This is a genomic window from Rhizobacter sp. P2_D12 (assembly GCF_056404395.1).
This window is the reverse complement of record NZ_JBFUEB010000053.1, coordinates 34,160-44,207: the sequence shown is the minus strand read 5'-3', so window position 1 is coordinate 44,207 and position 10,048 is coordinate 34,160. Positions and strand designations below refer to the sequence as shown.

Annotated in this window: 11 protein-coding genes; 5 read left to right on the top strand and 6 right to left on the bottom strand. The window is 69.8% G+C overall.

Annotated elements, in window-relative coordinates; genetic code table 11:
- The 3 genes from AC1DYN_RS18310 to AC1DYN_RS18300 form a co-directional block, all read left to right on the top strand.
- On the top strand, positions 1–632 hold a 632-nt coding region (locus AC1DYN_RS18310), incomplete at its 5' end, for an anti-sigma factor family protein (protein ID WP_477962113.1).
- 38 nt (positions 633–670) lie between these two features.
- Positions 671–2,272, top strand: coding sequence for an AmpG family muropeptide MFS transporter (locus tag AC1DYN_RS18305; RefSeq protein WP_477962111.1), 1,602 nt, complete (start codon positions 671–673; stop codon positions 2,270–2,272).
- Positions 2,273–2,322: 50 nt separating this feature from the next.
- Positions 2,323–3,210 carry a M48 family metallopeptidase gene (locus tag AC1DYN_RS18300; protein ID WP_477962109.1) on the top strand — a complete coding sequence of 296 codons (888 nt, stop codon included), beginning with the start codon at positions 2,323–2,325 and terminating at the stop codon, positions 3,208–3,210.
- An 18-nt stretch (positions 3,211–3,228) separates the two neighbouring features.
- On the opposite strand, the gene AC1DYN_RS18295 is transcribed toward AC1DYN_RS18300, so the two are convergent.
- The 5 genes from AC1DYN_RS18295 to AC1DYN_RS18275 form a co-directional block, all read right to left on the bottom strand.
- Complete coding sequence (locus tag AC1DYN_RS18295; protein ID WP_477962107.1) at positions 3,229–3,879, bottom strand: Crp/Fnr family transcriptional regulator; 651 nt, start codon at positions 3,877–3,879, stop codon at positions 3,229–3,231.
- A 68-nt stretch (positions 3,880–3,947) separates the two neighbouring features.
- Entirely contained in the window at positions 3,948–4,655 is a 708-nt protein-coding gene (locus AC1DYN_RS18290) for a helix-turn-helix transcriptional regulator (RefSeq protein WP_477962105.1), read from the bottom strand.
- 106 nt (positions 4,656–4,761) lie between these two features.
- Positions 4,762–5,433, bottom strand: a complete 672-nt coding sequence (locus AC1DYN_RS18285) for an alpha/beta hydrolase (protein WP_477962103.1) — start codon at positions 5,431–5,433, stop codon at positions 4,762–4,764.
- A 28-nt stretch (positions 5,434–5,461) separates the two neighbouring features.
- On the bottom strand, positions 5,462–6,133 hold the full coding sequence (locus AC1DYN_RS18280; protein ID WP_477962101.1) for a hypothetical protein: 672 nt from the start codon (positions 6,131–6,133) through the stop codon (positions 5,462–5,464).
- Between the two features lie 137 nt (positions 6,134–6,270).
- Positions 6,271–7,056: an exodeoxyribonuclease III gene (locus tag AC1DYN_RS18275; protein ID WP_477962099.1), complete on the bottom strand. Its 786-nt coding sequence runs from the start codon at positions 7,054–7,056 to the stop codon at positions 6,271–6,273.
- A 12-nt stretch (positions 7,057–7,068) separates the two neighbouring features.
- Between AC1DYN_RS18275 and pyrE the strand changes: the two genes are divergently transcribed.
- Both pyrE and AC1DYN_RS18265 read left to right on the top strand, forming a co-directional pair.
- Positions 7,069–7,740: an orotate phosphoribosyltransferase gene (gene pyrE / locus AC1DYN_RS18270; RefSeq protein WP_477962097.1), complete on the top strand. Its 672-nt coding sequence runs from the start codon at positions 7,069–7,071 to the stop codon at positions 7,738–7,740.
- A gap of 21 nt (positions 7,741–7,761) precedes the next feature.
- Positions 7,762–8,436 (top strand): DUF4124 domain-containing protein, encoded by a 675-nt coding sequence (locus AC1DYN_RS18265; protein WP_477962095.1) that lies wholly within the window; start codon positions 7,762–7,764, stop codon positions 8,434–8,436.
- A gap of 163 nt (positions 8,437–8,599) precedes the next feature.
- On the opposite strand, the gene gatB is transcribed toward AC1DYN_RS18265, so the two are convergent.
- The gene (gatB, locus tag AC1DYN_RS18260) at positions 8,600–10,048 is read right to left on the bottom strand and encodes an Asp-tRNA(Asn)/Glu-tRNA(Gln) amidotransferase subunit GatB (RefSeq protein ID WP_477962093.1); all 1,449 of its coding nucleotides are present in this window, start codon (positions 10,046–10,048) and stop codon (positions 8,600–8,602) included.

Sequence of the window (10,048 nt, the reverse complement as noted above, 5' to 3'; positions counted from 1 at the left end):
CGCCCGAGGCCGCGCCGCCATGGTGGCAGGGGCGCGGGCAGTGGGCGGCGGCGCTGGCGGTGTTCGTGCTGGGCGGGCTGGCCGGCGCCGGCGCGACCTGGCGGCTGCAGCCGGCACGCCCGGTGCTGGCGCAGGCCGGCGGCAGTGGCAACAGCAGCTGGGTGCAGCGCGCCGCGCTGGCACACAGCGTCTACGTGCCCGAGCAGCGCCACCCGGTCGAGGTGGCGGTGGCCGGCAAGACTGCCGAGGAAAGCCGCGCCCAGGAAGAGCACCTGTCGCGCTGGCTGACGCGGCGCCTGAACGTGCCGGTCAAGCTGTTCGACCTGCGCGAGCAGGGCTACGAGCTGGTCGGCGGCCGGCTGCTGCCCGATGGCGCCGGGGCCGGCCCCGGGGCGCAGCTGATGTACCAGGCGAGYGGCGGCAGCACCCGCGTGACGGTCTACCTGCGCAAGCCCGACGAGGCCGCGCCCACCGCCTTCCGCTACGAGCGCGACGGCGACGTCGGGTTGTTCTACTGGGTCGAGGCCGGCACCGGCTACGCGCTGGCCGGCAGCCTGCCGCGCGAGCAGCTGCTGGCGCTGGCCGAGGCAATCTACCGGCAACAGCCGGCGGCGGCATCGGCCCCGAAGTAGCCGCGGGGCCGGTGGCCCGCCGTCTCTAGAATCGGCCCATGCCCGATTCCGCTCCCGTGCAGCCGCTGCCCGCGCTGTCGTCTTCCCGCGCTGCTGTCGGATACCGGCTGCTGGTGGTGACCGTGCTCGGCTTCGCGTCCGGGCTGCCGCTGGCACTCACCGGGCAGGCGATGCAGGCCTGGCTCAGCGTCGAGGGCATCGACATGGCGACCATCGGCTTCCTGAGCCTGGTCGGCCTGCCCTACACCTTCAAGTTCCTGTGGGCGCCGCTGATGGACCGCTTCGAGCTGCCCTGGCTCGGGCGGCGCCGCGGCTGGCTGGTGCTGACGCAGCTGGCGCTGGCCGGTGCGCTGCTGCTGATGGCAGCCACCTCGCCGGGCAGCGCGACGCGCAGCTTCGCGCTGCTGGCGGTGCTGGTGGCCTTCGTGTCGGCGTCGCAGGACGTGGTGGTCGACGCCTACCGCACCGACCTGCTGCCGCCGCGCGAGCGCGGCCTGGGCTCGTCGCTGTACGTGCTGGGCTACCGGCTCGCGATGATCCTGTCGGGCGGCGTGGCGCTGATCTGGGTCGACCCGCTGCAAGGCGGCGGCTGGTCCTGGCCCGAGGTCTACCGCGTGATGGCCGGGTTGATGGTGGGCACGGCCGTGCTGTCGGCGCTCGCGCTGCCGCGCCTGCCGGTGGCCGAGCGGCCATCCAGCGTCGCGCGCCAGGACGTGCTGGGCTTCGCCGCGGTGCTGTGCGCGGTCGCCATCGGTTTCGTGCTGAGCGACCGCTACGGGTTGCCGCTCGCGACCGCACTGCTGTCGCCGCTGTGGTCGGGCAGCAGCCTGTCGCTGCCGCTGCAGCAGAAGTGGACCGAGCTGCTCGCGCTGCTGCTGGGCATCGCGTTCACGCTGCCGCTGGCTGCCTGGGCCGCGAAGGCGGCGCGCTTCGAGACGCTGCTGGGCGGCCTGCGCAGCTACTTCGGCCAGCCGGGCGCGGGCGCCTTCCTGGCCTTCATCGTGCTGTACAAGCTCGGCGACGCCTTCGCCGGCTCGCTGATGACGCCGTTCCTGCTGAAGGCGATGCAGTTCGGCTCGGCCGAGGTCGGCGTCGCCAACAAGCTGATCGGGCTGTGGCTGACGATCGGCGGCGCGCTGGTGGGCGGCGCGCTGATGCTGCGGCTCGGGCTGTGGCGCTCGCTGCTGCTGTTCGGCGTCTTGCAGATGCTGAGCAACCTGGGCTTCTGGTGGCTGGCGGTGAACGGCCGCGGCGTGATGCCGGGCCTGACGATCCCGGCCTTCGACTGGGGCATCGTCAAGCTGATGCAGGCCACGCCGGTGGATGGCGGGTTGCTGATGGTGATCGCGTTCGAGAACATTTCCGGCGGCATGGGCACGGCCGCCTTCGTCGCCTTCCTGATGAGCCTGTGCAACCAGCGCTTCACCGCCACGCAGTACGCGCTTCTGAGCGCCTTCGCGTCGGTGGGGCGGGTCTGGGTGGGGCCGCTGGCCGGCGTGACGGCCGAGACCATCGGCTGGCCCAGCTTCTTCGTGATGTCGACGCTGCTGGCCGTGCCGGCCCTGCTGATGCTGGTGTGGCTGAAGGCGCCGGTGCTGGCGCTGGAGGTCGATCCGGCGCTGCCGCCGGGCGACGACTGACGGGCCTTGAGCCCTGGAACCTGCGACCCCACCTTCGGTCTGATACCGCCATGAACCACGACGCCGACCTGCCCCCGATCACCTGCAGCTGTGCGCTGCATTCGCGCCGCCGCTTCGCGGGCACGCTGCTTGCCGCCGGTGCGGCGATGGCGGTGCCGGCGTGGGCGCGCGAGGGCGTGGACGTCGGCAACGAATCGCAGTTCGCGAAGCTGGTGCCGGCCGACCAGGTCGAGGCCGCGGCGACACAGCAGTATGCGCAGCTGAAGCAGCAGGCGGCGCAGAAGCGTGCGCTCGGCCCCGACAGCCATCCACAGGTGATCCGGCTGCGCGCGATCGCCGCCCGCATCATCCCGTTCAGCGCGCAATGGAACGACCGCGCCAACCGCTGGAAATGGGAGATCAACCTGATCGGCTCGTCGCAGATCAATGCGTTCTGCATGCCGGGCGGCAAGATCGCGTTCTACACCGGCATCCTCGAGCAGCTGCAACTGACCGACGACGAAGTCGCGATGGTGATGGGCCACGAGGTGGCGCATGCGTTGCGCGAGCACGCGCGCGAGCGCATGGGCAAGAACCTGGCGACGCAGGGCGTGATCGGGCTCGGCGCCGCGGTGCTGGGCCTGGGCAACCTGGGCCGCAGCGTGGCCGACATGGGCGGGCAGCTGCTGACGCTGAAGTTCGGGCGCGAGGACGAGTCCGAGGCCGACCTGGTCGGCATGGAGCTCGCGGCGCGCGCCGGCTACGACCCGCGCGCCGGCGTCAGCCTGTGGAACAAGATGGCGCAGGCCAGCAAGGGCGCGCCGCCGCAGTTCCTGTCGACCCACCCGTCGGGGCCGACGCGGATCCGCGACATCGAGGCGAACCTGCCGCGGGTGGAAGGCCTGTATGCGCGGGCGGCCAAGCCAAGCCAGCGCTTCGAGCCGCCCGCGAAGAAGTAGCCCGGAGGGGCATCCGGGCTACCAACGCGCCGGCAACGGGCGCTTGAGCACGATCTGCGTCCTGCTGACCGCAATGTGCCCACCGGCATCCAGGTCCTTCAGCAGCCGGCTCACCATCTCGCGCGAGCAGCCGACGCGGCTGGCGATCTCCTGGTGCGTCAGCCGCCCGGTGATGGCCCGCGTGCCGTCGGGCAGCGTGACCGCGAGGCTGTTCAGCAGGTGCGAGACGCGGCCGTAGACATCGAGCAGCGCGAGGCTGCGCGCGCTCTGCGTCGCGAGCCGCGCGCGATGGATCACGCGCGAGATCAGCTCGAACGCGAACTCGGGCCGCTCGGCGATGTGCTGGCGCAGCGTGTGCCGCGTGACCACGGAGCAGACGGTCGGCTCCAGCGTGATCACCGACGCCGAGCGCGGCCCGCCGTCCAGCGACATCTCGCCCAGGTATTCGCCGGGGCCGTAGACGCCATAGACGATCTCGCGGTCGCGCTCGTCGATCGAGAACGCCTTGACCCGGCCCGAGATCAGGATGAACAAGGTGTCGCCGTGGTCGCCTTCCTGGATCAGCAGCACGCCCTTGCGGTAGCGGCGCTGCTCGCCCCGGGCCGACAACAGGCCCAGCGATTCGGAGAGAGCGGATGCGTGAGAAAGGCCAGCGGCGGCGGAATCCATGGAAACGCTTCCCGGCGAATGGCCGGGAAGCGATCCAAAAACTCTAGCACGCCGCTGTCAGTGGGGCGTCAATGAGACAAGCCGGTCTTCATCGCGGGCGTGATCGGCGGCAGCACGGCCACGCGGTTCAGCAGGTCGCCGATGCTCGCCGTCTGCGTCTTGGTGCGGATGCTGCTGATCTGCGAGCGCACCGTCGACACCGCGACACCGGCCTCGCGCGCCACTTCCTTCGGCCGCAGGCCTTCGCACAGGCCGCACAGCACCTTGGTCTCGGCCGCCGTCAGGCTGTGCGTGCGGGCGAAGAAGTCGAGCGTCAGCGCCTCGCAGCGGTGGCGCTTGCCGAGCACCAGCATCGCCAGGCGCTCGTCTTCCGGCACCGGCATCGGCACGAAGGCGACCGGCATCACGCCGTTCTCGCGACTCAGGTTCAGCATGCGGCGCCGGCCGGTGCAGGCGCCCACCAGGGCAGCCAGGTAGGCGGGCAGTTCCTCGGCATGGCGCGGGTGCACCTGGCCCTGGGTGGCGCGCAGGCAATCGCCGTCCTGCAGCGCCTGCCAACCCAGCTGGTTGGCATGGCGCAGGCCACCGGCGGCATCGACCAGCAGCAGCCCGTGATCCATCTCGTCGAGCATCAGCGTCAGCCAGTGCGCCATCGCCGAGGTGGCATGGCGGCGCTCGGGCCCGACGTAGGCGATGGGCTGCCGGTTGCTGCGTGCGCTGGGGGCGTGGCCGGGCTGGCGGGTTTCGGCCGGGGGGGAGAGCAGTTCATCCAACATGGCGCTGTCCTTCGAAAAAGGCGACACAGCGGAGCTGTTCACCTTGTTACAGCGTAGTGATGTCAGATGCCGGCAGGGGGTGAATACCGCCGTGCCGGTTTGTGATTTATTTACCGGGGCCGAGCAGCGCCAGCAGCCAGCGCGTCAGGTCGGCGATCTCGGGGCCGCAGACCGAATGGGGCATCGGGTACTCGTGCCATTCCACCGGATGGCCGAGCGCGAGCAGCGCGTCGCGCGAGGCGATGGCGCGCGCGATCGGGATCACCGGGTCCTGCCGGCCATGCGCCTGGAAGACCGGCACGCCGTGGTTGGCGCCGTGCCGTTCGGCGGCGGTCTGGGCCGCCAGCGGCAGGTAGCCCGACAGGCCGATCAGCCCGGCCAGGCGCTCGGCGTGGCGCAGGCCGGTCAGCAGCGTCATCGCGCAGCCCTGCGAGAAGCCGCCCAGCACGATGCGCGAGGCCGGGATGCCGCGGGCGCGCTCGCGGGCGATCAGCGCATCGACCAGCGCCTGCGACTCGCGCAGGCCGGTCTCGTCCTCGCGCCGCACCAGGTCGGCGCCGAGGATGTCGTACCAGGCGCGCATCACGTGGCCGCCGTTGATGGTGACGGGACGCGTCGGTGCGTGCGGGAAGATGAAGCGCACCGGGCCGGCGGCGGACAGGTCGAGTTCGTGCGCGAACGGCGCGAAGCCGTGCCCGCTGTCGCCCAGGCCGTGCAGGAAGATGATGCTGGCCGTCGGGTTCGGGCCGGTTTCGGATTCGAGGGTGTCGAGCTGCATGCCGCGATGCTAGCTCGACCTGCGGGCCTCAGAAGCGGTAGTTCACGCCCAGGCTCAGTTGCGGGATCGCGCGGATCCTGCCGACGCCGTCGCGCAGCTCCTGGGTTTCCTTGTTGACGTCGGCGTTCAGCTGGTCGCGCTGCGCGCCGGTCATGCTGTCGAAGGTCGGGCCGCTGACGGCCGAGCTGACGGTGGCGCGGCCGATGCTCGCGCCCAGGTCGAAGTGGAAGCCCCAGCCGCCCTCGGTCGTCGCCTGGTGGCCGTAGCCGAAGCCGACGAAGGGCGTCGTCGACGGGAACTTGACCTGCGCATCGAAGCGGTCGCCGGCCTGCGTCGTGTAGGTGGTGTCGCCGATCGTGATCTGGTTGTTGTTGGCACGGCCGACCAGGTCGAGCTTCATCGCGTTGAAGGTCACGCCGCCGGTGAGGCGCCAGCCGCCGCTGAAGAACCAGTCGGCGAACAGGCCGGCGCGGCTGAACTTCAGCTCGGCGTCGTAGTTGATGTTGTTCTCGGTCTCGGTGGTGCCGTGCTTGCCGAGCGAGGCGACGTCGGCGCGCAGCGTGACCGACGGAGCCACCGGCTGCGCAAAGCCCAGCATCGCGCCGTGCGTGCCGAGGCCGGTGTAGACCTCGCCGGCATGGGCGGTGGCGGCCAGCAGGCCCAGGCCGGACAGGGCCAGCGTCGTCAGCGTCTTGATCATCGGGAATCCTCGCGTCGTCTCGTCATGGAATGAAGGGGGCCCGCGCCGGTGGGCGGCCCTCATTCTTCAGCGACGCGCGCTTCGCGCATGCGGCGAACAGGCCGTGGCCTGCGGCGCTTTTCAGCGCTTCGTGCCGCTCACAGCGTGAAGTCGTAGTCGATGACCAGCGGCGCATGGTCCGAGAAGCGCTGCTCGATGTAGATGTGCTCGCGCAGCGCCTTCGCGGCCAGCGCAGGCGTCGCCAGGTGGTAGTCGAGCCGCCACCCGACGTTCTTCGCCCAGGCTTGGCCGCGGTTGCTCCACCAGGTGTATTGCTCGGCCTTCTGGTTCAGCGTGCGGAACACGTCGACCAGCCCCAGTTCGTCCAGCGTGTGCGTCATCCAGGCCCGTTCCTCGGGCAGGAAGCCGCTGTTCTTCTGGTTGCTGCGCCAGTTCTTGAGGTCGATCTCCTTGTGGGCGATGTTGATGTCGCCGACCAGGATGAACTCGCGCTCGGCCTTCAGCCGCTGCAGGTACGGCGTCATCAGCGCCAGGAAGCGGAACTTGGCCAGCTGCCGCTCCTCGCCGCTGGAGCCGCTCGGGAAATAGCAGCTGATGATGCTGAGCTTGCGCTTCGGGGTGTCGAAGCGCGCCTCGATGTAGCGGCCTTCGGCATCGAACTCCGGCGATCCGAAGCCCACCACCACGTCGCTCGGCGCCTTGCGGGTGTACAGCCCGACGCCCGAGTAGCCCTTCTTCTCGGCGAAGTGGAAATGGCCGTCCATGTCGTGCACGCGCTCGAAGCGGCCGGCGATGTCGGCGGCCTGGGCCTTGACCTCCTGCACCCCCATACAATCGGCGCCAATGCTTTCGGCCCAGGGCACCAGACCCTTGGTGGCCGCGGACCGAATGCCGTTCAGATTCAAAGACACCAGACGGAACACGAAAGACCTCCGATGAGCCCCACCGCTGACACCCTGGCCAAAGATTTCGTCAGCTTCTCGGTGGAAGCCGGCGTGTTGCGGTTCGGGGAATTCAAGACCAAGGCCGGGCGGCTGTCGCCCTATTTCTTCAATTCCGGCCTGTTCGACGACGGCGCCAAGCTGGGCCGCCTCGCGGAATTCTATGCGCGGCGCCTGCTCGCCTCGGGCGTCGGGTTCGACATGCTGTTCGGCCCGGCCTACAAGGGCATCACCCTCGCATCGGCCACCGCGGTGGCCCTGGCGCGCCTGGGCCGCAACGTGCCGTTCTGCCACAACCGCAAGGAAGCCAAGGACCATGGCGAAGGCGGCCTGATGGTCGGCGCGCCGCTGAAGGGCCGCGTCGTCATCATCGACGACGTCATCACCGACGGTGCCTCCAAGCGCGAATCGGTCGACATGATCCGCGCCGCCGGGGCGCAACCGGTTTCGGTCCTGATCGCGATGGACCGCATGGAACGCAAGGGCAGCGATGACAACCTGAGCGAGCGGTCGTCCGTTGAGGAATTCGAAGCAGCGTACGGCATGCCGGTACTCGCCATTGCGACGCTGGCGGACTTGCTGCAGTATCTGCAACACAACGACGACCCGGCCCTGCACAGCCACCTGGCACGCGTGGCCGCCTACAGAGACCGTTACGGGGTGTAAATGGCGAGGCTGTCCAATGCGATGGGAAGGGCAAACCCGGGGAGGCAGGCGCTGCTGATCGTGGCCCTGGTGGCCGCCAGCGGCAGTGCCGGCGCCGCGATCTACAGCTGCGTCGACGCGAGCGGGCGCCGCCTGACGTCTGACCGGCCGATCGCCGAATGCTCGGCGCGCGAGCAGCGCATGCTGAATGCCGACGGCTCGGTGCGCCAGGTGGTGCCGCCGACGATGACGGCGGACGAGCGCGCCGAGGCCGAAGCCCGGGAGCGCCAGGCCGCGGCCGACCGCGTCGCGCAGCAGGACGCCATCCGGCGCGACCGCAACCTGGTGACGCGTTTTCCCAACGAGGCCACCCACATGAAGGCGCGCGAAGCGGCGCTCGACGACGTGCGCAAGGGGGTCGCGTTCTCGCAGGGACGGCTGGCCGAGCTCGAGCAGGCGCGCAAGCCGCTGGCCGACGAACTCGAGTTCTACAAGGGCAAGAAACCGCCGTCCAAGCTGCGCCAGCAACTCGACGCCAACGATGCCGCGGTGGCCGCGCAGCGCTCGCTGGTGCAGAACCAGCAGGACGAGATCGTGCGCATCAACAACCTCTACGACGTCGAGCTGGAACGCCTGAAGAAGCTGTGGGGCGGGGCGTCGCCGGGGTCGATGGGGGCCTTGCCGGCGGCGTCGGCCCCACCGCCGCGAAAGAGATAACGCCGGCTGCCGTGCGGTCCCGGATTGTCATCCGGGTGACATGACGACCCCTCGCCCGGCGGGTACGCCGGTCGATCCCCCGAGGGGATGCGGGCCGGCTTGGGGCGGCCCGGCGCTCGGCCCGCTCGGACTCGTAGCCCGGATGCCAATCCGGGGGCCGCCGTCAACCGAGTTTCTTCTTGAGCAGCTCGTTCACCTGCGACGGGTTGGCCTTTCCTTTGGTCGCCTTCATCGCCTGGCCGACCAGCGCATTGAACGCCTTGTCCTTGCCGGCGCGGAACTCCTCCACCGACTTGGCATTGGCCGCCAGCACCTCGTCGAGGATGCGCTCCAGCTCGCCGGTGTCGCTCATCTGCTTCAGGCCCTTGGCCTCGATGATGGCATCGACCTCGCCGCCCTCGGACCACAGCTGCTCGAACACCTGGCGCGCGCCGCTGTTCGAGATCGTGCCGTCGGCGATGCGGCCGATCAGCGCCGCCAGCGTCGCCGCATCGACCGGGCTGCGCGCAATGTCCTTCTCCTCGGCATTGAGCCGGCGCGACACCTCGCCCATCAGCCAGTTGGCCACCAGTTTCGGCTGGCCGCAGGCCTTGGCCGCGGCCTCGAACCAGGCGCCGAAGGCCTTGCTCTGCGTCATCATCGACGCGTCGTAGGCCGGCAGCCCGTACTCTTTCTGGAAGCGCTCGGCCATCACGCGCGGCAGCTCGGGCATCTGCGAACGCTCGCGCTCGATCCATTCGGGAGCGATCACCAGCGGCGGCAGGTCGGGGTCGGGGAAGTAGCGGTAGTCGTGCGCATCTTCCTTCGTGCGCATCATCTCGGTCTTGCCGCTGTCGGGGTTGAACAGCACCGTGGCCTGCTGGACCTTCCCGCCATCCTCGAGCAGGTCGATCTGCCACTGGATCTCGGCGTCGATCGCCTGCTGCAAGAACTTGAAGCTGTTCAGGTTCTTGATCTCGCGCCGCGTGCCGAGCTCGGCACCGGGCTTGCGCACCGACACGTTGGCATCGCAGCGGAAGCTGCCTTCCTGCATGTTGCCGTCGCAGATCTCGAGCCACACCACCAGCGAATGCAGGGCCTTCGCGTACTCCACCGCCTCGGTGCTGGCGCGCATGTCCGGCTCGGTGACGATCTCCAGCAGCGGCGTGCCGGCGCGRTTCAGGTCGATSCCGSTCTGGCCGGCATAGTCCTCGTGCAGCGACTTGCCGGCGTCTTCTTCCAGGTGGGCGCGCGTCAGCTGCACCTTGTGGCGCTGGTCGCCGACGAAGAACTCGACCGAGCCGCCCTGCACCACCGGCGTCTCGTACTGGCTGATCTGGTAGCCCTTSGGCAGGTCGGGRTARAAGTAGTTCTTGCGCGCGAAGATCGACAGCGGCGCCACCGTCGCGCCAACCGCCAGCCCGAAGCGGATCGCGCGCTCGACCGCGCCCCGGTTCATCACCGGCAGCGTGCCCGGCAGCGCCAGGTCGACGGCCGACGCCTGCGTGTTGGGCGCGGCACCGAACTGCGTGCTGGAGCCGCTGAAGATCTTGCTGCGCGTGGACAGCTGGGCGTGCGTCTCGAGGCCGATGACGACCTCGTAGCCGCGGATCAGGGGAGGGGTGCTTGCCAT

Coding starts and splice junctions, on each gene's coding strand:
- AC1DYN_RS18290 (WP_477962105.1), bottom strand. CDS start 4,655: ATGTTGGATGAACTGCTCTCCCCCCCGGCCGAAACCCGCCAGCCCGGC.
- AC1DYN_RS18295 (WP_477962107.1), bottom strand. CDS start 3,879: ATGGATTCCGCCGCCGCTGGCCTTTCTCACGCATCCGCTCTCTCCGAA.
- AC1DYN_RS18285 (WP_477962103.1), bottom strand. CDS start 5,433: ATGCAGCTCGACACCCTCGAATCCGAAACCGGCCCGAACCCGACGGCC.
- AC1DYN_RS18305 (WP_477962111.1), top strand. CDS start 671: ATGCCCGATTCCGCTCCCGTGCAGCCGCTGCCCGCGCTGTCGTCTTCC.
- pyrE (WP_477962097.1), top strand. CDS start 7,069: ATGAGCCCCACCGCTGACACCCTGGCCAAAGATTTCGTCAGCTTCTCG.
- AC1DYN_RS18280 (WP_477962101.1), bottom strand. CDS start 6,133: ATGATCAAGACGCTGACGACGCTGGCCCTGTCCGGCCTGGGCCTGCTG.
- AC1DYN_RS18300 (WP_477962109.1), top strand. CDS start 2,323: ATGAACCACGACGCCGACCTGCCCCCGATCACCTGCAGCTGTGCGCTG.
- AC1DYN_RS18265 (WP_477962095.1), top strand. CDS start 7,762: ATGGGAAGGGCAAACCCGGGGAGGCAGGCGCTGCTGATCGTGGCCCTG.